The sequence below is a fragment of the Leucobacter aridicollis genome (assembly GCF_013409595.1).
Lineage (GTDB): Bacteria > Actinomycetota > Actinomycetes > Actinomycetales > Microbacteriaceae > Leucobacter > Leucobacter aridicollis.
On the sequence record NZ_JACCBD010000001.1, the window covers coordinates 791,704 to 812,783 of the forward strand.

Below are 21,080 nucleotides of genomic sequence, written 5' to 3' on the forward strand. Positions count from 1 at the left end.
CAGGGCATCGACTCAGCGCGGTACCTCGCATACCGCGAACGCGGTACGCGAGGTGCCTGCGCCAGAGGGACGCGGCACAGCCCGAGCGCGACGAGTCTTGAGGTATCGACATTCCGTCGACGTTTGATACTCGAAGGGCAACCCGTGAACTCCAACACACTGATTCTCGCCGCCGTCGACGTTGCCGCCACCGCGGTGCTCGTGCTCGGCATCTACTACCGCAGGCACCGCAGACGCGATCTCGTCGTTGCCTTCTTCGGAGTGAACATCGGAGTGCTTGCGGTCGCGACGGTGCTGAGCTCCACCGAGGTCGCACTTGGCCTTGGCCTGGGGCTGTTTGGCGTGCTCAGCATTATCCGGTTGCGCTCATCAGAGATATCGCAGCGCGAGGTCGCCTACTACTTCGCCACGCTCGCCATGGGGCTGATCGGAGGGCTCGGAGGCGCGAACATTGCCGTGCCGGCCGGACTGATCACGCTGATCGTCGTGATCATGTGGGCCGTTGATCACCCGGCGCTGCTGCCGGCGAGCCGCCACCAGATCGTTCGGTTGGACCGAGCGATCGCCGACGAGCTCGAGCTGCGCGACGAACTCGCGAGCCGGCTCGGCGGCGACGTGACGGCCCTGACCGTGCAGCACCTTGACCTGGTGAACGACAGCACCCTGGTCGACGTGCGCTACACGCTGCGTGGCCTCGTGCGCCGAACCGCGCTCGCCAGGGTCACCCCAAAACAGCGGATCGCGCTTGCGGAGGAGGCCCGATGATTGCCGGCTTCGAACAGCGTGCGCCCGCCAGGCCCGCGCCGGCGGCCCATCCCGTCGAGGGGTTCGCAGCAGGGCTGCCACCGATCGCGCTCGACGACCTCGTGAGCGAGGCACCCCTGATGACTCGCGTGGACAGGAAATACCTGCTGCCCGTCTCGGACGCGCTACGTACCCTCGAGAGCGTTGCGCCCGGCGCGCGCGTGCTTGAGATCGCCGGCCGCCGCAGGCTCGCGTACGACTCTGTCTACTTCGACACCGCGGAGCACACGGCGTACCGGCTTACCGCGCAGCGCCGCAGGCGCCGCTTCAAAGTTCGCACGCGGCGCTACGTCGACACCGAAACCTGCTTCCTTGAAGCGAAGACGAAGGACGGTCGCGGTCGGACGGTGAAGCAGCGCATTCCATACGCTGCCGCAGATGCCGGGGCGCTCACACCAGAGGGGCGCGCGTTCGTCGGGCACATCCTCACGACCAATGGACATCCTGCGGCGACCGTCGCCGGGCTCACAGCCGGGACCACGAGCCGCTACCGTCGCACCACGCTGCTGCTCCCTGACGGCAGCCGCGCGACGATCGATACGGACCTGCTGTGGTGCGACGAGTCGGGCGCCCGCGCCAGGCTGGATTGCCACGTCATCGTCGAATCCAAGTCGGTCGGGCCGCGCAGCGAACTCGACAGCGCGCTCTGGCGTGCCGGGCACCGGCCCACAAGCATCAGCAAGTTCGGCACGGGCACCGCCGCACTCCACCCGGAGCTGCCGCGCAATAAGTGGGCGCGCACGCTGCTCGCACCCTTCATCTATGAACCAGATACACGCCACACCCAGCAAAGGAACACACGATGAATAGGAAATTCCTGCTTCCGGCCACGCTCCTCGTTGGCGGCCTGATCCTCACCGGTTGCACGGCGGTCCCAGCCGAATCCGGCGAAAAACCGAGCGCCGCTGCGACGGCGCAGCCATCGACCGAGTCCGTCGAACCCGTGCTCACAGGTGAACTCACGCCCGCCGAGGTCATGGCTGAGAACGCCGACTACACGACGTTCAACACCGACGAGTGGGATGAATCCGACGCGATAGACGTGACGCTCTCGGGCACCACAGCGACAGTGGCGGGCGGGACAGGCGGCGTCACCGCGAACGGCTCGACCGTCAGTATCACTGCCGCGGGGGTGTACCGGCTCACCGGCAATTTCGAGGGTGGCATTGTCGTCGCTGCGCCCGACGACGCCGAGGTCGTGCTTCTGCTTGACGGGGTGACGGTCGCCAACGCCAGCGGCGCGGCGATCGACGTGCAGTCGGCCGATGACGTCGCGATCCACCTCGCGAACGGAAGTTCAAATACAGTCTCGGACGCGGCGAGCTACACCGCCGACGCCGACGCGAACGCAGCAATCTCCGCGGCGAGCGACCTCACGATTTCGGGATCGGGCTCCCTGGAAGTGACTGGCAAGGGCGGGCACGGAATTAAGTCGACAGACGATCTCGTGATTCTCGACGGAACACTCGAAGTCACGGCGGCGGAGGACGCGCTGCGCGGCAAGGATGCGCTCGTCGTTGAGGGCGGCACGCTCACGCTTCGGGCGACCTCTGGCGATGGCATGAAGGCGAAAGGCGACGATGGCGAGAGCGACGCAAGCGCGATCGACTGGACGACGGGCTACACCTATGTGTCGGGCGGCACGATCGCCATAGACGCGGGCGACGACGGCATTCAGTCTTTTACCGACACTGTGCTCACAGGCGGCACTGTCTCCGTCGCGGCCGCTGACGATGGGGTGAAAGCCGAGGCCATCGTGTCGATCGGAGAGAGCTCAGGCATTCCAGCGCCGACGGTCACCGTCACGACGTCGAACGAAGGGATCGAGGCCGCGAACATCGGTATCGGCGGTGGAGTCGTCAGCGTGACCGCGACCGACGACGGCCTCAACGCGTCGGGGAACGCCGAACTCCAAGCCCGCATCGATGGGACCGAGGCGACCGCAGACGGGGCAGGCGAGTTTGGCAACTCGGGGGAGCGGCTAGAGATTGCTGGAGGAACCGTCACCGTCGACGCGGAAGGCGACGGGCTCGACTCCAACGGGGACCTCACGATCAGCGGCGGTGAGACCGTGGTCTACGGTCCCACCCGAGGTGGCAACGGGTCGCTCGACGCGAACGGCGAACTCACGGTCTCCGGCGGCACTGTCACGACTTACGGGCCGAACAGCATGGAGCAGACGCCGAGCGTCGGCGACGCGGGGTGGGTGCTCGTGCCCGCCGCGCTCGCCGCCGGACAGCAGGCGCAGCTCGTCGATGAGAGCGGCGCGGTCGTCGCCGAACTCTCAGCGAAGAAGGTGGCCGCGAACATTATCTTCGCGTCGACCGCGATCTCCGCGGGTGACACCTATTCGGTGATCGCGGGCGGCGAGACCCTCGGCGACGCGGTCGCCGGCGAGGGCGGCATGGGCGGTCCCGGCGCCATGGGCGGCCCAGGCGAGATGGGGCCGGGTGGCCCCGGTGGGGCGGAAGGCATGCCAGGTGGTGGCGAGCCGCCCGCACGTCCTGGCGAGGACAGCTAGCGTCGTCGGGTGGCGTCCGCGGGACCGTCCAAAGCGGCGAGGGGTCCCCAGAGCATTCGCTCCGGGGACCCCTCGCCGCTTGCAGTGTGGGCGAGGTCGGCCGGACTAGTTGTCGGCAAGCCCCATGTTCCGGCGGGCAAGCGCGATGCCCGCACCGCCAGCGACGATGATGCCCGCGGCGAGGAAGCCGAGGTAGATGGGAGCCATGCCGCCCGTCTTCGTCAACATATCCTGGTCCTCGTCAGGCACGTCCGTCGGGGCGGTCGGATCGGCGGGGGCAGTCGGGGTTGTTGGCGTCGTCGGATCGGTGGGGTCAGTCGGCTCAGTCGGTTCAGTCGGGACCGTCGGATCCGCGGGCTCGTTCACGACGAGCGCATACTCCCGCGAGTCCTCACCGAAGGCGTCGGTCACCTTGACGGTGAAGCTGTACGTGCCCGCAGCGGTCGGGGTGCCCGAGAGGGTACCGTCGGCTGCGTCCAGCGCCATGCCTGCTGGCAGCCCGGTTACGACGACGTCAGCCTCGTCGGCGAGCTCCCACGCGAGGTCGTCCTGGCCGGTCGCCGTAATGACGACGGCGGGGTACTCCTCGTCGACGGTACCGTCGGCGAGCGGTCCCTCGAACGTGATCTTCGGGTCCGGAGCGGTGATGCTGGCCGCGGCGCTTGCGCCGTGCTGGCCCCAGAAGTCGTCGTAGTAGCGGACGCGGTACTCGGACTTCACTGCCTCGGGGGTGGCGACGACATCGAGCTGCTCGAAGGTCGCGCCCTCGATATCGGTCCAGGTCTCGCCGTCCGTCGACTCCTGCCAGTTGACCCCGCCGCCGCGGCTCGGCTTGATCCCGAGGGCTTCGGTCTGGAACCTGACGGTCTCGCCCGGTGCCTCAACCGCGACGTCCTCCGGGTCGGTCACGCTCGGAGCGTTGACAATGCTGACCGTGCTGCCCTTCTCCGCGTTGCTCCAGCCGGCGTTCGCCGACAGCAAGTCACGGGTGACAGGGTTGGTATTGATCGAGAATGGCGCGTTCGGCATGACACGCACGCTTTCGGAACGCTCGCCCGTGGCGTGATCGGCGGCCATGAGGTAATCCCAGTAGGGAACGTTGCCGAACGAGCGGTCCAGGTCGTCGAATCCGACAGTCTCGTGCATGACGTTGCCGACACCGATGAGCGAGCTGAGCTCGCCTGTCGCCGGGTTGAACACGCCAAGCTTCGATCCCGACGAGTCGGCGAAGTAGACGCGCTCGTCGGTCGTGTCGACGCTAAAGCTTGCGACTGAGCTGACGCCAGGCAGTGTGAAGGACGCCTGCTGCTCGAGCGTGACAGGGTCGAGCTTGTAGACGGTGTTGCCCTGGCCAACGAGCAGGGTTGATTCGTCGTCGATGAGTGCGAGGCCGTAGAAGTTCTGCTGCGGCAGTTCGGTGCTGGCGAGCACCTCGCCCGAGTGCGCGTCGATGCGGTCGACGTCTCCGTTCAGTCCGAGCACGTACAGTGTGCTGCCGTCCGCCGAAACGATGATCTCTTGGATACTGTCGGGCGCAGCGGCGAAGGTGCCAACGTACGCGCCTGACACGAGGTCTACGACGCCGACGCCAACAGACCAGTACTGCGCCTCGGCCGAGAAGTATGCCCGCGTGCCGTCCGCCGAGAGCCGGATGAACGCGCCGCCGACCGACGGGATGTCGATGCGGTTGGCGACCTCGCGGGTCGCCAGGTCGATGACCACGAACTCGCTGAGATCGCGACTCACGACGTAGCCCCACTTACCGTCGGGTGACGCGACGAAGTCGGTGGGCTGTACCTCGTCACCGATGTGTACCTCGGTCTGCAGGTCGGCGGTGAACGAGGGGGCGCCCGCGGCACGGGCCTGCGGGAATGAGGTGATCGAGTCGTCTACTGGCTGCTCGATCGCCATCGCGGGCAGAGCGCTGCTCAGAGCGAGCGCCGTTCCGAGGATGGTGCCTGCGGCGGCTCGGGTTCGACGCGAGCGCGTCGACTGAATGGTGGTGCTCATAGGTGTCCCTGCTTTCCCTCAGTGAATGTGGTGCGCGCCACCGAGTAGTCCTGGCTGCGTGCGGTCTGGCGGTGGCTGCAGATGGTGCACGGGGAACTGTGAGCTCATCGCTACGACATAGGCGTCCCACAAAAACGGTAAGCGCCGATTCGGCGACTGAGTAGTGCCGTGACGAGAAAGCCATGTGGCTGAGTAGTTAGCAGACCTGAATTGAGCGGCGCGGGCCCCGGTCCTGCGGCGGGACCGGGCACTGGAGCGCCCTCGCGGCAAACTCCCAGGGTCCCGTCGCCGGACCGGATCATCCCGTGCCGCAGCGCTGATGGCGGCTCGAGAAGCTAGCGGTAACGCAGCCCAGAGCGGGCGCCGCCCCACCCGGGGTACAACCAAGAGGAGCGCAACAGTGTCACGAGTTCCCCGAGAAACCTACGTCTCACCGCAGCAGCACGGCTTTCCGCACCCGCCGCCTGCGGTCGTCCGGCGCCGCCGCGCGGTCGCAATCGGAGCTGCAGTCATCGTGGCTACCGCGATCGCCGTCGCCGTCGTCGCGACCCTCATGACCTCGGTGACGAACATCCCAGGCATCGCACGCGCCGCCGACTCGGCCCCGTTTGGTGCCCCGAGCGCCCCGGCAGACGGAGAGACAGGCGCGATCGACATCACCGAGCCGATCTCCCCGTTCAACGAGGAGCACCCGGCGGTGAGCCGGCTCAACCCGGACCTCCGGGCCGCGATTCAGGCCGCGGCCGCGGACGCCGAGGCCGACGGGATCCAGATCGAGCTGACCTCGGGCTGGCGCAGCGCCGATTACCAGGCCGGACTACTAAACGACGCGATCGCCGACTACGGCAGCGAGCAGGCTGCGCGAGAGTTCGTCAGCACGCCAGAGGCGTCGAAGCACGTGACCGGTGACGCCGTCGACGTCGCGCGCGTCGACCCGGCGCTGTGGATCGAACAGTACGGCAACGCGTACGGGCTGTGCCGCGTGTTCGCCAACGAGAGCTGGCACTTCGAGCTCGCAACGTCGCCGGGCGGGGAATGCCCGCCGATGCTCGCCGACGCGAGTGAGGCGCAGTGAGCGTCGTGGACCGCGTGGCGGCGCCCCCGGCGCACCGCCTCGCGGAGATCTTCGTGGACCGCCGGGCAATCGCGCAAAACGTGCAGCACTTCGCCTGGGCGACGCAGACGCCGATCATGGCCGTCGTGAAGGCCGACGGCTTCGGCCACGGCGATGTTGCCGAGATCGCGCTCGCGAACGGGGCGACCTGGATCGGCGTGGCGACGATCCCGGAGGCGCTGCGGCTGCGCGCGCAGGGCATCGCGGCCCCGATCCTCAGCTGGCTCAACCCGATTGACGCCGATTGGGAGTCCGCGATCGCGCACCGGGTCGACGTCGCCGTCACCAGTCTCGAACAGCTCTACGCGGTGGGCGACGCAGCGCGGCCCGAGACCGGCCCCGCGAGGATTCACCTGCACCTCGACGTCGGGATGTCGCGCGACGGGGCTCCGAGCGACATCTGGTCGGCGCTGTGTGTCGCCGCCCGCGCGCTCGAGGACGCCGGGCGCGTGCGGGTCATCGGCATCATGGGCCACCTCTCGGTCGCCGACGACCCGACGAGCACGCAGAACGACGTCGAGCGGTTGCGGTTCGTGAACGGCGTGCGCGTGGCGCACGCCCGGGGTCTCGCGCCGAGCGAGCTGCATCTCGCGGCGACGGCTGGGGCGCTGCACCGGCCTGACGCCCGGTTCACGCTCAGCCGCGTCGGCGCCGGGCTCTACGGGATCGATCCGGCGGGCATCGCCCCGCTCATCCCCGCCCTGACGCTCACGGCCCCCGTCGCGCAACTGCGCCGCGTTGCCGCGAACGTCGGCGTCGGGTACGGGCACGACTACACGACTCGGGAGGCGACCACGCTCGCCGTGCTGCCGATCGGGTACGGAGACGGGCTGCCGCGCGCCGCGCAGGGCAGTGCAGAGGTGACTATTCGAGGACGCAGGTATCCGGTAGTGGGAAGGATTTCGATGGATCAGATTGTTGTTGACGTTGGCGATGCCGCGGTGGAGCTCGGGGATGTCGCGCTCGTGATGGGGCCGGGCTCGCGACACGAGCCGACCGCCAAGGAATGGGCGACGTGGTCGAACACGATCGAGCACGAGCTGGTCACGCGCCTTGGCGTGCGCAGCAGCCGGGTGCTCCGCACCGCGGACGCGAGGTGGGCGCGATGAGCCGGGCGCGGCACGTGCTCGTGCTCGGCGGCGGCGCGGGCGCGGAGCACGACGTGTCGATCGGTTCCGCAGCGGCGGTGCGTGAGGCGCTGCTCGCGAGCGGCCACCTGGTGACCGGGCTCACGATTCGGCGCGACGGCGGCTGGGAGACGATTTCGGGCGCCCAGATCGGGATCGCGGCCGCGATCCAGCGCCTGTCCGAGAGCGACGTCGTCTTCCCTGCCCTCCACGGCGAGGGGACCGAGGACGGCACGGTCGCCGGCCTCCTCGAGATGACGGGCGTGCCGTACGTCGGCTCGGGTGTCCGTGCGGGCGCCCTCGCGATGGACAAGTGGGCGTCGAAGCTCATCGCCGAGCGGCTCGGGATCGCGACGGCGCGGGGCGTGCTCATCGACGGCGAGGACGAGCACGGCGACCCTGCCGCCGTGCGGCTGCCCGTGGTGGTCAAGCCCGTCGCCTCGGGGTCGAGCTACGGTGCTGCCAGGGTCGAGCGCGCCCAGGACCTGGGGCCGGCCATCGCTGCGGCTCAGGCCTACGACCCCCGCGTACTCGTCGAGGAATTCGTGATCGCGCGGGAGATCGATGTCGCCGTCATGCGACGCGCGGACGGTGAGCTTCACGTCGCGCCGCCGCTCGAGATCGGCAAGGACACGGAGCGGCTCTTCGACACCGCGCTGAAGTATGACGCAGCCCCCGACTTCCGCGTGCCCGCGCAGATCTCCGCGGAGGTCCGGGCCCGGCTGAACGCCGCGGCGAAGGCAATCTTTCAGGCGCTCGGCTGCGCGGGCGTTGCCCGCGTCGACTTCTTCGTGCGGGGCGACGAGATCATCTTCAACGAGATCAACACGATGCCGGGAATGACCGAGCATTCGCAGGTGCCGCGTATGTTTGCTGTAGACGGTGTCACGTTCCCGGAGCTGACCGCCAGGCTTGTGGCGGCGGCCTACGCGCGCGACGCCAGGAGGAGTTAGGAACGCAATGCTGAAGATTCTCGTGGTCGAAGACAGCCCCGAGCTCGCGCAGGCCTACCGGCTTGCCTTGAGCCAGCGCGGTCACGAGGTGCAGATCGAGGCGACGGGCGCCGGCGGTGCGCGCGCGGCGATCGCGGACGCCCCCGATGTGGTACTGCTCGACCTGATGCTGCCCGACATCGACGGGTTCAGCGTGTGCCGGCATATCCGCCAGGACTCGGACGTGCCGATCATCATGCTCACCGCGCGCGACGACGATGGCGACATCATCGGCGGCCTGGACTCCGGCGCCGACGATTACGTCGTGAAGCCCGTGTCACCCGGCGTGCTCGAGGCGCGCATCCGCGCCGTCGTGCGGAGCCGGCAGCAAGCAACGAGCGAGGCGTCGCCCGCGACGGCGCTCGAGTACGCCGGGCTGCGGGTGGACCTCGGCTCGCTCGTCGTGACGCGTGACGGGGAGGAGCTTGAGCTCTCGCCGAACGAGCTCCGCCTCCTCATCGTGCTGCTCGAGCATCAGGGGCAGGTGCTCAGCCGTGAGCAGCTGCTTGAGCGCGCGTGGGGCGCGGCCGAGGCGGGGGATCTCAGACTGGTGAACGCGGCGGTGCAGCGGCTCAGGCTGAAAATCGAGCAGGATCCCGCGGACCCGCAGCTGCTGCGCACCGTCCGCGGCTTCGGTTACAGGCTCGGCTGATGCGCACCAAGCGGTGGCGCCCCACGCTGAGTACCCGGATCACGCTGACGCTCGTCGCGGTCGCGGTCGGCGTGGCCGCGATCACCGCGGGCACGCTCGTGTGGAACGCGCGCCTCATCATCCTTGAGTCGCGGCAGGCCGCGATCTTCGACGTGCTGCGGGTCGAGGCGAAGATGAGCGTGGACGCGTTGCCCGAGACACCGAGTGAAGCAGACCTCACGGCCGCGTCCGAGGAGTTCTCGGTTCCCGCGGTGCTCATCAATCTGCGCACGGGGGAGAACGGCGGCACGCTGCTCATCGACGACATCCCCGAGTACCTCGTGCAGACGCTTGTCGACGGTGGCGGCGTCTCCGCGTACGAGCGTGAGACGCGCTACGGGTTTCTCACGTTCACCGCGGGAACCGTGGTCGATGCTGGCGACGGTGGAGACCAGATCGCAGCTTTTGGCGTGTTCGACATGCAGACGCAACAGGAGGAGATCGACAGGCTCGTGAACCTCGGCGTCTCGGTCGGGCTCATCTTCGTTGCCGCGGCAGCGGTCATCGGGCTCGTTGTCGGGCGGCAGCTGGGTCGGCCCCTTGAGAGCCTCGTCGAGGTCGCCGACGGTCTCGGAACCCCCGACCAGTCGCCCGTGGTCGATACCGGCTACCCCGACGTGAACGCCGTGCTTGACGCGATGCGAAACTCCGAGGCTCGACTGCACACCACCATCGGCCAGCTCGAACACAGCGAGGCGACCGCCCGCCAGCTCGTGGCCGACGTCGCCCACGAACTTCGGACGCCGCTCGCCACGCTCGTCGCGGTCTCAGAGATCCTCGCCGACACGGAATCCGCGACCCCCGAGAACCGGAGCGAAGCCGGGCAGATCGCAGCGCGCAGCGCGACGCACCTGACGACGCTCACGAACGACATTCTTGAGCTCTCGCGGTTCGATTCGAATAAGGCCGACGTGGTGCGGGAACCCGTCGAGATCACGGAGCTCTGGCGAGACCTCGCCGAGAATCGGCAGTGGGAGGACGTGGCCTTCGATCTGTACGGCGACCCCATCGTGAACACGGACGAGGTGCGGCTCCGGCTCATCGTGTCGAATCTCGTGACAAACGCGCTCCGACACGGCGCCCCGCCAGTCGAAGTCACCGTGTGGAATCAGGACGGCACACTCACGCTCACCGTCGCCGACGGCGGCCCGGGCGTCGCAGACGAGCACGAGGCGCAGGTGTTCAAGCGGTTCTACCAGGCGAGTTCCTCGCGCTCGGGGAGCGAGAGCAGCGGGCTCGGCCTCGCGATCGTACGCGAGAATGCGCGGCTGCTCGGCGGCGACGCCTGGCTCACCCAAACGGCCGGCACCGTGTTCGCCGTGTGGATCCCGACCGGCATGCCGCAGGCGGCTGGCTCGAATGGCGGCGGCTCCGGCGGTGAGACCGCGTAGCCGCCGCCGGCGCGGCTAGAGCCGCTCGAGGATCGTGGCGTTCGCCATGCCGCCACCCTCACACATCGTCTGCAGGCCGTAGCGGCCGCCCGTGTCCTTGAGCGTGTGTACGAGCGTCGTCATGAGGCGCGCGCCGCTCGCGCCGAGGGGATGGCCGAGCGCGATCGCGCCACCACGGACATTCACACGCGACAGGTCGGCGCCCGTCTCCTTTGCCCAGGCGAGCACGACCGGCGCGAAGGCCTCGCTGACCTCGAAGTTGTCGATGTCGGAGATCGAGAGGCCTGCGCGGGCGAGTACCTTTTCGGTCGCGGGCATGACCGCGGTGAGCATGTACAGCGGGTCGGCGCCGGCGACCGCGAAGCTGTGGACGCGGGCCAGCGGCGCGAGCCCCAGCTTCGCTGCCATGTCGCTTGTCGTCACCATGATCGCGGCGCTGCCGTCGCTGATCTGGCTCGCCGAGGCCGCGGTGACGTTCCATTCGATCTGCGGGAAGCGCGCCGCCATCTGTTCGTTGTAGAACGCCGGCTGCAGCGTCGCGAGCTTCTCGAGGGTGCTTCCCGTGCGAATGCCTTCATCATGGGTGAGCCCCGCCAGCGGCGCGAGCTCGGCGTCGAAAGCTCCGGCACGGGTCGCGGCATCGGCCTTGTCGTGCGAGCCGATCGCGAAGCCGTCCATCTCGCCTCGAGTGATGCCCCAGCGCGCGGCGATGAGCTCCGCGGAGTAGCCCTGGTCGATGAGGCCCTCAGGGTAGCGTTCGGCGAGCGCGACGCCGTCGATGTCGGCGGCACCAGCGACCGAGGCGCCCATCGGCACGCGGCTCATCGACTCGACGCCCGCGGCGATCGCGAAGTCGTAGGCGCCTGACATGACGCCCTGCGCTGCGAAGTGCACGGCCTGCTGGCTGCTGCCGCACTGCCTGTCGATCGAGGTGGCGGGAACGGAGTCGGGGAAGCCTGCGGCGAGCGCCGCCCGGCGCGTGATGTTGCCGCCCTGCTCGCCCACCTGGCTGACGACGCCGCCAATAACGTCGTCGACGAGGGCCGGGTCGACGCCCGTGCGTTCGACGAGCTCTCTGAGGGAGTGGGCGAGAAGATCGACGGGGTGGACGCCCGCGAGCGCGCCACCTGGGCGACCCTTGCCTACCGGCGTGCGTACGGCTTCGACGATGACTGCGTCTCTCATGTGCTGTCCTTTCAGCTGGCTACTGGGTTGAGCCTACGATGCTTGTGCCGGGCGCACTAGCCTGAGCTGGCGCGCCTCAGCGAGGTGGGTGAGGTCTTCGCCCCACACGTTGATGGTCTCCGTAATCCAGCCGCCGGCGGTCGCGATGGGGGTGCGGGCCTCGATGAGGACCCACGGCGACACGGCGCGCTCGCCACTGAAATGCGCCGACAGCTCGACCGTCGGGATCGGTTGCGGCGCCTGGAGGATCGCCGAGTACGACGGGGCGAGCGCGTCGACGAGGAACAGTAGCCGGAGGTCGTCTGGGGGCAGGTCGTCCTCGGTGAGTCGCACCCAGGCGGTGAGGTTCGGATCGGTGCCGCCGGCGAACGGCCGGTTCGTTCCCGTGACGCGCAGCTCGTAGCTCTCGGCGACGGGCACGAACGAGGGCGGTGGGGTGAACAGGCTGCCCTCGTGCCACGCCGGCACTGCGGGCGCTGCCGGGCTGAGCGTTGGCGACGCGACGGGCGCGTCGCTGCCGAACAGCGCGGTGGCGCTCGCGAGCGCGGCAGGCGCCACGGGTGTGCTCGTCGCGCGTTCGCTGGGTTGCCCGGCCGGGCGCAGCTTTGCGCTGAAGGAGGCAGTGCTGCGGGTCTCGGCGTCGGCGGCGACGTCGACCGTGAACGGCTCTCGGACCGCGCGATGCAGCCTGCCCGAGACGCTGCGGAGTGGTGCCCCGGTGGTACCGACGGTCTCGCGCATCGCGGCGACCATCGCTCCTACGGCGAGCCCACCGTGGAGCCCGCCGAACCCCCACAGATGTCGGGGTGCCTCGCGCGTGGCGCCCGGGGGAGCGGTGAGGAAGTCGTTGATCGCGGAGCGTGGCGGCGCTGCAACTAGCTGGCTATGTTTATCCATAGCTAGATCGTACGACGCTGGCTATCGTCTCCACAAGTCAGGTTGTAGCATTGACCCATGTCCGTGAAACTCTCTGGCCCGCTCGCCGACCGATCCTCGTGGAGCACCGAGGAATGCTCGATCGGCAAAGCGATGGAAGCCGTGGGCTCGCGCACCGCGATGGTGCTGCTCCGCGAGGCGTTCTACGGCACCACCCGGTTCGACGACTTCGCCACCCGCGCGGGGGTGACCGACGCGGTCGCCGCCGCGCGCCTGAAGCAGCTCGTCGAGGTCGGTGTCCTCGAGAAGCGTCCGTATCGCGAGCCCGGGCAGCGCACCCGGCACGAGTACCTCCTCACCCAGATGGGGCGCGACCTGTTCCCGGCGGTGTTCGCGCTCATGCAGTGGGGCAACACACACCTGCAGGCGGCGGGCGGACCGCTCGCCCTCGTCGACAGCGAGACCGGCGAGCCCGTCACGGTCTCAGCGCGCACGGCGTCCGGTGAGGAAATCGCGCCGGAGGACATCTCCGTGCGGGTCAACCTCGATTGGCTCCGCCAGGCGCAGGTGCGCTGAGTAGCGCCGCTGCAGCGGTCCACACAGTCCCAGCCTGCCCCCATCGACGCGCTGCTAGCGTGAGGAGGAATGTGAGGTGAGAAGGTGACGATGCGAACGGAGACGCCCGGCGTGGCCCCGGTGTCGGCGCGCGGCGTGCTCTTCCTCGTCGCATTTGTTGCGTTCCTCGCGCTCTCGATCCTCGGGCCGCATATTCACGGCTCCGATTCGGCTCCGGCGGTTCCGACAGGCGGCTGGTCCGCCGCGACGGCACCCGAATCGCAGGTCGACGGTGACCGCCAGGTCGCCGTTGCGGCCGAGGGCTCCCCGGCCGCGGTGCCAGCCGACGACGGCGGGCAGGCGCTCGGGTTCGGCGCGGTGTGCGTTCTCGTGCTCATCGCCTCGATCGCGCTCCTCGCCGTGCGCGGTGCGCTGAGCTGGGCGTCGCAGCGCCGAGGAGCGCCGCTGTCGCTCGCCCCGCCCGGCGATATCCCGCGCGGAAGCAGCGTGCCGCGCGGCCTGCTGCTCTCGATCAGCCGAACCTGACCCTTCACGCTCGACGGGGCCGGGGTGCGACGCGCGCCCGCAGGATCCTGAGCGACCCCGCCCGCCGCTGCCTCACGTAGCGAGCCCCCGCGTCGCCCCTCACCGAATGCGCTCAGCCGCACCCACTGAGAAAGGCGCCCCGCCCAGTGAACCCCATTCCCGGTCTCGCATCGCGCTCGCTGCAGCTCTCCGACCTGCTCGTGCTCGACGTCACCCGTATCTCCCCGCTTGGCTGGCTCGCCGTCGGCTGCCTCATCGCCTATCTCGCGGGGGCAGTCTCGCTGTGGGTGCGCGGCAGGCGGTGGAGTGTGCTCGGCACGATATCGTTCGTGCTCGGCTGCGTCGCATGGTTCGCCGCGACAGGGCTCGCCGTCAACGATTATGCGAGCGACCTCATCACCGCCCTCGTCTTTCAGGTCATTACGCTGCTCGTCGCCGCGCCCCCGCTGCTGCTCATGGGGTCCCCGGGAAGGTTGCTGCTGCGCGCGACCCCGCACCGCGGCCTTGGTTGCCTCGTGCTGCGCGCCGCGATCGCGGCGCAGCGCTCCCGCGCCGCTCGGATCCTGCTCCATCCGATCGTCGCAATCCTCGTCGCGATCGTCGCGCTGCCCGGCCTATTCTTTACCGACGCCATCAGCTGGATCATGGCGGCGCCCGGCGGCCACCAGGTGCTGCTCGCGCTCCTGCTCGCGTTCGGCGTCATCGGCGGCGCGCCGCTCTGGGCGCTCGACCCGCTGCCGCGCAAACCCTCGTTCGGGGTGCGGCTCGCCGGTGCGTTTCTGGAACTGCAGATCCACGCCCTCTTCGGGCTCGTGCTCCTGCGGAGCGCCAGCGGAATGCTGAGCTGGTACGCGGCGGAGCCGGAGGGCTGGGGCATCAGCCGCGCGCTCGATCAGTCGCTCAGCGGCAGCCTCGTGTGGACGTACGGACAATTGCCGCTCATTGTCGTGCTCATCATCACCCTGTCGAAGTGGCGGCGGAGCGACATGCGAGGCGCACGCCACCGGCAGCTCGCTGAAGATGAGGCCCTCGACGCATACAACGCATACCTTGCCCAGGCCGCCGACCCGGTCGCGTCTGGCACCACCCGAAAGGACCCAGCATGACCGACACCACCAGGCCTCCCCAGCGAAAGCGCATGAGCACGTCGGCGAAGGCGGCGCTCATCACGATCCCGACGGTGATCGTGGGGGTGATCATCCTCATCCTTGTGCTGTCGCTCGGCAAGTCTTCAGGGCAGCCGGCCGGCGACGCCTCGAACGCCGGTGGCCAGGCAGCCCCCGCGGCGAGTGCGCCCGTCGTCGCCGAGAACTCGCACGTGCTGTCTGACGCCGGGGCCGACGCTCCCACGATCGTCGAGTTCCTCGACTTTGAATGCGAGGCGTGCCGCTCCATCTATCCCGTGATGGAAGAGATGCGCGAGCAGTACGCAGGCAAGATGAACTTCGTCATCCGCTACTTCCCGATTCCCGGGCACCAGAACTCAATGACCTCGGCGCTCGCCGTCGAGGCCGCCGCGCAGCAGGGCAAGTTCGAAGAGATGTACACGAAGATGTTCGAGACGCAGGAAGAGTGGGGTGAGAAGCGCGAGTCCGAGGCGCCGCGTTTCCGCGGCTACGCCGAGCAGCTCGGGCTCGACATGGCGGCGTACGACGCCGCCGTGAAGGACCCCGCCACCCAGGAGCGCATCGAGTTCGACTTCGCTGCGGGCCAAGAGCTCGGCGTGAGCGGAACCCCGACGTTCTTCCTCGAGGGCGAGCTGTTCCAGCCCGAGTACGTCACTGACATCACCGAGGCGTTCGACGCCGCCATCGCGGCGAAGCAGCAGCCCTAGGCCGGGTCGTATCGTTGGCTGAGCGCGGCGCCGATCCGCGCGAGATGGTCACGCACTGACGGCGGGCTCGTAATTTCGAGCCACTCGACGAGACCGGCGAGGTGCCCCGCAATGCCATACTCGCTCGGTGCGTGGAAAGACACCGGGATGCGACCGTCGCTCGCGGCCGGTTCGACACGCAACGTTGTGCCAACTGCGGCTTGCAGAACGTTCAGGCCGCTCGGCGCGCACCGCGCGTGCACCTCAACGGTGGTGCGCCGCCGCTCAGCCTCATCCGCGAGGCCTCGCCACGTTGTTGCGAGGTCGAACGTCTCGGCGCGATGAACGGAGGCGTCGATTGCTGTCACCCCCGAGAACATCACTGACTACGACATTGAACACCTCACGGGCGATCTCGCGGCGCTCCTCGATCACTTCGAGTACGCGAGCGCGACGTTTGTCGGGCACGACTGGGGCGCGTTCGTGGTGTGGAGCTTCACGCTGCTGCACCCTGAGCGGGTCGACAGATGGTACCGCAACCTCAACCGGAATTGGCAGCTGCTCGCCGACGCCGACCCCATCATTCAGCACCCCGCCCTCATGGTCTACGGGATGCGCGACGCGGTCGCCTGCTCGGAGAACCTGTCGAGCTTCGTTCCGAACGTCGAAGAACTCAGCCTGGATAGCGGACACTGGGTGCAGCAGGAGCGCCACCGCGAGACGACGCGTGCCATCCTTGACTGGCTGGATCGACACCCGGCGGGCTAGGGGGCCTGGATGAATGACACGCTCTTCTTTGCAGACGCTGAGGCGTTCAGCGCGTGGCTCGACGCCAACCACGCCCACGCTTCGGAGGCTTGGCTGCTCTTCCACAAGAAAGGTTCAGGGCGCGCGAGCCAGACCTGGTCTGAGGCCGTGGATGTTGCGCTGTGCTTCGGGTGGATTGACGGGCTCAGAAAGGGCGTTGATGGCGACAGCTACAAGGTTCGGTTCACCCCCAGGAAGCAGGGAAGCGTGTGGAGCGCGGTGAACGCAGCGGCGTGGCAGGCGTTCCAAGCGTTCGCACCCTCCTATAGGCGAGACGCCGTGTGGTGGGTGATGAGCGCAAAGCGGGAAGAGACCCGGGTGAAGCGGCTCGACGCGCTGATCTCGTCATCGCTTGCCGGGCAGCGGGTCCCGCCGCTTCGGCCTCGGAGTGGCACCGGGGTGTAGCGGGCTGCCCCGGCTCCTATTCCCGTCGGCTCGTCGCGAGGCTGGCGATCGCCACGACCGCGGCGAGGAGCGCAACGGCCGCCGTGAACGCGAGGCCCGCACCGCGCAGCCCGATGACCGTGGCGAGCAAACCGACGCCGATCGCTGGCAGCGCGAGCATGAGGTAGAGGCCGGCGAAAAACGACGAGGAGACCTCGCCGCGTCGTTCGGGCAGCGCCTGCTCGACAGTCGTGGCGATGCCGGCGTTCATGCAGAGCCCGGCCGAGACTCCGACCGTCGCCGCCGCGATGAGTAGCGGCGGGAGGGCGACGACCGCCAGCGCCCAGGCGAGGAACGCGACGCCAGCGATCAGGCCGACGCAGCCAAGGGGGAGCGCGATGCGTGGGCGCATCCGCCGCGCGACGAGCTGCCCCGCGGCCATCCCCGCGAACGCCAAGAACACGACGAAGCCCGCGAGCGCGTGGCTCTCGAGGCGTAGCTCGCGCGCGAGGAACATCGCGGAGACTGCCGTGAGCACGCCCGTCGCTGCGAACCCCGAGCCGGCCGCGAGCACGGCGCGCGCGAAGGGCTTCCTGAGGTCGGCGGGCACGCGAAGCCTGTGGGGGTGAATGACAAACCTGCCGGCATTCATCGGCGCCGGAGTCCATGCCAGCAGCGCGATCAGCGCGAGCGCGCACAGTGCGAGGTGCACCGCAAAGGGCGTGAAGAGCGGTTTCGACGCAGATTCCGCAATGAGACCGGCGAGGAGCGTGCCGAGCGCGAGCCCGCCCGTGTTTGCAGCGACGGCGATGGTGCCGGCAACGGATCGGCGCTCGGCGGAGAACAGATCCATCATCGCCGCGGTGCCCGCGCCGCTCATAAAGCCCGCCCCGAGGCCCGAGATGATGCGGGCGGCGAGGAGTTGCGGCAGCGAGGGCGGGAGGAGGAACAGGAGCGCGCTAAGGAGCGCGAATCCTACGGCGGTCATGAGGACGGGGCGCCTGCCGATGTCGTCGGAGAGCCTGCCGAAGAGGGACAGTGCGCCAACGACGCCGAGGGCGTAGACAGCGAACAGTACCGTCACGGTCAGCGGGGAGAACGCGAGCTCGTCGGAGTAGATCGAGTAGAGCGGCGTGGGAAGCGTGGTGCCCATCATGGTGACGCTGAACGCGAAGGCGGTCGCCGTGACGGCTTTCGCGGGGCGCGCGGGCGCGGGCTCAATTGCGGAGGTGGTCATACGGGTGACCTTTCATAAGTAGGCATCGTGTCTCGGAATGGTACCATTATTCAAGACACAGTGTCTCGTTAATAGTGGGAGGAAAAGATGGAAGCGCTTGAACTTACGCCGATGGCAGAGGTGCTCGACGAGTTGCGCGCGGGGCGGGTCGTGCTCGTCGCCGACGACGCGTCGCGCGAAAACGAGGTCGATGCGATCCTCTCCGCCGACCTGGCAACGCCGGCGACGATCGGGTGGATGGTGCGGCACACGTCGGGCCTGCTGTGTGCGCCGATCACGGCCGAGCGGGCCGATGCGCTCGAGCTGCCGCCGCTCGCGGCTCGGAACGAGGACCCGCGGGGGACCGCCTACACCGTGACCGTTGACGCTTGGGGCGTTGCGAGTACCGGAATCTCGGCGACGGACCGTGCGCGGACCGTGAACGTGCTGGCTGACGAGGCCTCCCGGCCGGGCGATCTCGTCCGTCCAGGCCACATCTTGCCGCTTCGGGCGCACCCGCTCGGAACGTTGGGGCGCGGGGGCCACACCGAGGCGACGATTGATCTGCTGAGGCTCGCCGGGATGGTTCCCGCAGGCGTCCTCGCGGAACTCGTCGATGATGCGGGAGAGATGCGGCGGGCCGGCGACATCCGCGGCAACGAACGCTTCGCGGGCATGGCGTTCACGACGGTTGCCGAGGTTGCCGCAGCGGTGTCGGCGGCAGCCCCGGTTGCGCGCCGCTACTCGCGGTAGTCGCCAACGCCGCTGCGCCAGTACCCCTTGATGTGCAGTTCGGCGACGGTGGCGCCGCGCATGTGGTGGCGGAACCAGTGCGCGGACGCCGCTTCGCCGGCAAACCACACGCCGCCGCTCGGGGAGAACGTGGTGTGCTCGGCGGTGGCGAGGAGTCTTGCCCCGGGTTTCTCTCCACGGCCGCGTGTCAGCCAGGTCGTGGTTGCCTGGGTCGTCCGGGGGAGATCGAAGTCCTGTCGGTCTCGCTCGTCGCCGAGTTCGATGAACGCGCTCACCGGGCGGTGCGAGTGTTCGCGTTCGAGCATCGCGGCGATCGCCGGCAGCGAGGTCTCGTCGCCGTAGAGGATCAGCGCATCGACGTCGCTGCTCGGTGCGCCGCTTGCGCGCGGTCCGGCGACCCGTGCGCGTGAACCGAGTGTGCAGTGACTGGCCCACTCCGGGATCGTGCCGTCGCCGTGCACGAAGATGTCGATGGTGATCGTGTCCGCGAGTGGGTCGAAGCCCCGCACCGTGTAGGCGCGGCCGTGCTCGCCGAACCCGTCGGGCTCGGCGACGAAGAGCTTGACCCAGGAACCCGGGCTGTCGTGGACGACGGCCGCGAGGTCGTGGCCTGCAAGGGTGAGGCGAATCATGTGCTCGCTGACGATTTCGCGGGCGGTGACGAAGACGTCGCGGGCCGCAGTTGGTCGCTTGCTGGGCCTGGGGGTGGGTGAGTGCATGAGAAACCTTTATCGAGACAATGTGTATCGTAATAATATGCACAAGACTTTCGGGTCAGCAAGTCTCGAAAGTGTAGGCTGGGGGCATGGATGAGCGCACACGGCAGGTGGGTCGCCCGCGGAGCGAGGATGCGAGGCTCGCGGTGCTGCGTGCCGTCGATGACATGCTCGTGGAGGAGGGCTACGCAGCGATGACCATGAAGGGCATCGCAGAGCGGGCGAAGGTCGGGCGGCAGACCGTCTACCGCTGGTGGTCGTCCAAGGCCGAGATTCTGCTCGAGGCGAGCGCCGCCGATGCCGCTCGCGAGCTCGCGGTCGCGCCCGGGGAGAACGCGCAGGACGATGTGGCTGCGTTCCTCACTGCCCTGTCGGAATTCCTCACCCGCTCGGACGCTGGCCTCGCCTACCGGGCGCTTCTGGGGGAGGCGCAGCACGATGCCAAGGTCGCCGCATTGCTTCACGGTACTGACGTGCTCGGCGACGCCGCGCGCGCGTTGATCGCGCAGGTGGAGGATCGCGGCGCGCTCGCTCCAACGGCGGGCGGCGAGCGCGAGGTGCGGGTGGCGGAGCTCGTCGGCCCAACGCTATTTCGGACACTCGGAGGTGGGGCCGCCTGGGCGCCAGCCGAAGTGGCCGTGCTGGCCCGCAGGTTTCTGCTGGGATAGCGCCGCCAGGAGGGCCGGGCTGGCCTGCTACGCTATTCATCTGATGAATCGTATGGGGCCGATCGACTGGGGCGCGAGCGTGGCTCGCCCCTCATCGCTGAGCGCTCCCTTCCTCATGGCGACGGGGGTGCTGACCGGTGGGGACGGCGCGGCGCGGCCGGTCGCCCCGCCGCACTCTCACCCCGAACCGATGCTCGCCTGGTGCTACCGCGGAACGGTCTGGGTGTACCTCGAGGACTCGATCTGGCGGCTCGCGCCGGGGGAGGGGATCTGGCTCCCCGCCCACACCCCGCACACCGCGCGGCACGAGCGGGACTCCGTCGGGTGCTACACGAACGTGCCCGATTCGGCGCTCGCCGAGCCGCTCCAAGAGGTGCGGCGGGTGCGCGTGCAGCGCGCGGTGCAGGAGATGCTGCTGCATCTCGGGGTGAACGACATGGATCCCGAACTGCGCGTGCGCATCCAGGGGGTGCTGCTCGACATGCTCCAGGAACCGGTCGCCGAGGAGCCCGCCGAGGTGAACGAGATTCCGGTGCCGGGTGACGAGCGCGTGCGACCCCTGGTCGAGGCCGTGCTCGCCTCGCCCGGAGACGGGCGCACCGCGCGCGACCTGTTCGCACAACACGGGCTCCACGAGCGCACCGTGCTGCGGGTGTTCGTGAGCGACATCGGCATGAGCTTCGGGCAGTGGCGAACGGGGGTGCGAATGACGCTGGCGGCGCGGCTCCTGCTTGCCGGCACGCCGGTCGGTGCAGTCGGAAGCAAGTGTGGCTACCACTCGACGAGCGCGTTCTCGGCCGCCTTCAAGGAGCGCTTCGGGGTGACGCCGACGCAGTACGCGTCGCGCGCCCGGTCAGAGGACGCGCACCGCGCGTACTGGCGGTAAATCTGACGTTTGGCGGTTTTTCGCA

At 68.8% G+C, this 21,080-nt stretch carries 23 protein-coding genes; 17 read left to right on the forward strand and 6 right to left on the reverse strand.

Annotated features, from left to right (window positions below):
* Positions 1-144: 144 nt before the first annotated feature.
* Genes BJ960_RS03535 through BJ960_RS03545 form a run of 3 tightly spaced genes read left to right on the forward strand, consistent with a single transcriptional unit; the run spans position 145 to position 3,325 of the window.
* On the forward strand, positions 145-765 hold the full coding sequence (locus BJ960_RS03535; protein WP_185986287.1) for a DUF4956 domain-containing protein: 621 nt from the start codon (positions 145-147) through the stop codon (positions 763-765).
* Positions 762-1,610, forward strand: coding sequence for a polyphosphate polymerase domain-containing protein (locus BJ960_RS03540; protein ID WP_185986288.1), 849 nt, complete (start codon positions 762-764; stop codon positions 1,608-1,610). The genes BJ960_RS03535 and BJ960_RS03540 overlap by 4 nt, the downstream gene beginning before the upstream one ends.
* Complete coding sequence (locus tag BJ960_RS03545; protein ID WP_185986289.1) at positions 1,607-3,325, forward strand: carbohydrate-binding domain-containing protein; 1,719 nt, start codon at positions 1,607-1,609, stop codon at positions 3,323-3,325. Before BJ960_RS03540 ends, BJ960_RS03545 begins: the two co-directional genes overlap by 4 nt.
* 105 nt (positions 3,326-3,430) lie before the next feature.
* Here the strand turns inward: BJ960_RS03545 and BJ960_RS03550 are convergent, their stop codons facing one another.
* A complete protein-coding gene (locus BJ960_RS03550) occupies positions 3,431-5,335 on the reverse strand; it encodes a putative Ig domain-containing protein (protein WP_185986290.1) in 1,905 nt (634 codons plus the stop codon).
* Positions 5,336-5,735: 400 nt separating this feature from the next.
* On the opposite strand from BJ960_RS03550, the gene BJ960_RS03555 reads away from it, so the two are divergent.
* The 5 genes from BJ960_RS03555 to BJ960_RS03575 are packed head-to-tail and all read left to right on the forward strand — an operon-like array spanning position 5,736 to position 10,650.
* Positions 5,736-6,410, forward strand: a complete 675-nt coding sequence (locus tag BJ960_RS03555; RefSeq protein WP_185986291.1) for a M15 family metallopeptidase — start codon at positions 5,736-5,738, stop codon at positions 6,408-6,410.
* Entirely contained in the window at positions 6,407-7,558 is a 1,152-nt protein-coding gene (gene alr, locus BJ960_RS03560; RefSeq protein ID WP_307814655.1) for an alanine racemase, read from the forward strand. The genes BJ960_RS03555 and alr overlap by 4 nt, the downstream gene beginning before the upstream one ends.
* Positions 7,555-8,529 (forward strand): D-alanine--D-alanine ligase family protein, encoded by a 975-nt coding sequence (locus BJ960_RS03565; RefSeq protein ID WP_185986292.1) that lies wholly within the window; start codon positions 7,555-7,557, stop codon positions 8,527-8,529. The genes alr and BJ960_RS03565 overlap by 4 nt, the downstream gene beginning before the upstream one ends.
* A gap of 7 nt (positions 8,530-8,536) precedes the next feature.
* Complete coding sequence (locus tag BJ960_RS03570) at positions 8,537-9,220, forward strand: response regulator transcription factor (RefSeq protein ID WP_185986293.1); 684 nt, start codon at positions 8,537-8,539, stop codon at positions 9,218-9,220.
* Complete coding sequence (locus BJ960_RS03575) at positions 9,220-10,650, forward strand: sensor histidine kinase (RefSeq protein WP_185986294.1); 1,431 nt, start codon at positions 9,220-9,222, stop codon at positions 10,648-10,650. The genes BJ960_RS03570 and BJ960_RS03575 overlap by 1 nt, the downstream gene beginning before the upstream one ends.
* 15 nt (positions 10,651-10,665) lie before the next feature.
* On the opposite strand, the gene BJ960_RS03580 is transcribed toward BJ960_RS03575, so the two are convergent.
* Together BJ960_RS03580 and BJ960_RS03585 are read right to left on the reverse strand one after the other, a co-directional pair.
* Positions 10,666-11,835, reverse strand: a complete 1,170-nt coding sequence (locus BJ960_RS03580) for an acetyl-CoA C-acyltransferase (RefSeq protein ID WP_185986295.1) — start codon at positions 11,833-11,835, stop codon at positions 10,666-10,668.
* Between the two features lie 33 nt (positions 11,836-11,868).
* Positions 11,869-12,732 (reverse strand): thioesterase family protein, encoded by an 864-nt coding sequence (locus BJ960_RS03585; RefSeq protein WP_185986296.1) that lies wholly within the window; start codon positions 12,730-12,732, stop codon positions 11,869-11,871.
* Between the two features lie 57 nt (positions 12,733-12,789).
* Between BJ960_RS03585 and BJ960_RS03590 the strand changes: the two genes are divergently transcribed.
* The 4 genes from BJ960_RS03590 to BJ960_RS03605 all read left to right on the forward strand — a co-directional run bounded on the left by BJ960_RS03590 (position 12,790) and on the right by BJ960_RS03605 (position 15,646).
* Positions 12,790-13,287, forward strand: coding sequence for a winged helix-turn-helix transcriptional regulator (locus BJ960_RS03590; protein ID WP_185986297.1), 498 nt, complete (start codon positions 12,790-12,792; stop codon positions 13,285-13,287).
* Positions 13,288-13,371: 84 nt separating this feature from the next.
* Complete coding sequence (locus BJ960_RS03595) at positions 13,372-13,812, forward strand: hypothetical protein (RefSeq protein WP_185986298.1); 441 nt, start codon at positions 13,372-13,374, stop codon at positions 13,810-13,812.
* Positions 13,813-13,958: 146 nt separating this feature from the next.
* Positions 13,959-14,918, forward strand: a complete 960-nt coding sequence (locus tag BJ960_RS03600; protein WP_307814657.1) for a cytochrome c oxidase assembly protein — start codon at positions 13,959-13,961, stop codon at positions 14,916-14,918.
* Positions 14,915-15,646 (forward strand): DsbA family protein, encoded by a 732-nt coding sequence (locus BJ960_RS03605; RefSeq protein ID WP_237463624.1) that lies wholly within the window; start codon positions 14,915-14,917, stop codon positions 15,644-15,646. The genes BJ960_RS03600 and BJ960_RS03605 overlap by 4 nt, the downstream gene beginning before the upstream one ends.
* On the opposite strand, the gene BJ960_RS03610 is transcribed toward BJ960_RS03605, so the two are convergent.
* A complete protein-coding gene (locus BJ960_RS03610; protein ID WP_307814658.1) occupies positions 15,643-15,993 on the reverse strand; it encodes a WYL domain-containing protein in 351 nt (116 codons plus the stop codon). The genes BJ960_RS03605 and BJ960_RS03610 overlap by 4 nt on opposite strands.
* A 10-nt stretch (positions 15,994-16,003) precedes the next feature.
* On the opposite strand from BJ960_RS03610, the gene BJ960_RS03615 reads away from it, so the two are divergent.
* A complete protein-coding gene (locus BJ960_RS03615) occupies positions 16,004-16,393 on the forward strand; it encodes an alpha/beta fold hydrolase (RefSeq protein ID WP_307814685.1) in 390 nt (129 codons plus the stop codon).
* Between the two features lie 9 nt (positions 16,394-16,402).
* Positions 16,403-16,837, forward strand: coding sequence for a YdeI/OmpD-associated family protein (locus BJ960_RS03620; protein ID WP_185986299.1), 435 nt, complete (start codon positions 16,403-16,405; stop codon positions 16,835-16,837).
* A gap of 16 nt (positions 16,838-16,853) precedes the next feature.
* Here the strand turns inward: BJ960_RS03620 and BJ960_RS03625 are convergent, their stop codons facing one another.
* Complete coding sequence (locus BJ960_RS03625; protein WP_185986300.1) at positions 16,854-18,053, reverse strand: MFS transporter; 1,200 nt, start codon at positions 18,051-18,053, stop codon at positions 16,854-16,856.
* An 87-nt stretch (positions 18,054-18,140) separates the two neighbouring features.
* On the opposite strand from BJ960_RS03625, the gene ribB reads away from it, so the two are divergent.
* Complete coding sequence (ribB, locus tag BJ960_RS03630) at positions 18,141-18,785, forward strand: 3,4-dihydroxy-2-butanone-4-phosphate synthase (protein ID WP_185986301.1); 645 nt, start codon at positions 18,141-18,143, stop codon at positions 18,783-18,785.
* Here ribB and BJ960_RS03635 read toward each other — a convergent pair.
* Positions 18,773-19,504, reverse strand: a complete 732-nt coding sequence (locus BJ960_RS03635; RefSeq protein ID WP_185986302.1) for a siderophore-interacting protein — start codon at positions 19,502-19,504, stop codon at positions 18,773-18,775. The two genes, ribB and BJ960_RS03635, sit on opposite strands and share 13 nt — an antisense overlap.
* A gap of 86 nt (positions 19,505-19,590) precedes the next feature.
* Between BJ960_RS03635 and BJ960_RS03640 the strand changes: the two genes are divergently transcribed.
* Both BJ960_RS03640 and BJ960_RS03645 read left to right on the forward strand, forming a co-directional pair.
* The gene (locus BJ960_RS03640; RefSeq protein ID WP_121075533.1) at positions 19,591-20,169 is read left to right on the forward strand and encodes a TetR/AcrR family transcriptional regulator; all 579 of its coding nucleotides are present in this window, start codon (positions 19,591-19,593) and stop codon (positions 20,167-20,169) included.
* A 43-nt stretch (positions 20,170-20,212) separates the two neighbouring features.
* The gene (locus BJ960_RS03645) at positions 20,213-21,055 is read left to right on the forward strand and encodes an AraC family transcriptional regulator (protein WP_185986303.1); all 843 of its coding nucleotides are present in this window, start codon (positions 20,213-20,215) and stop codon (positions 21,053-21,055) included.
* Positions 21,056-21,080: the final 25 nt, after the last annotated feature.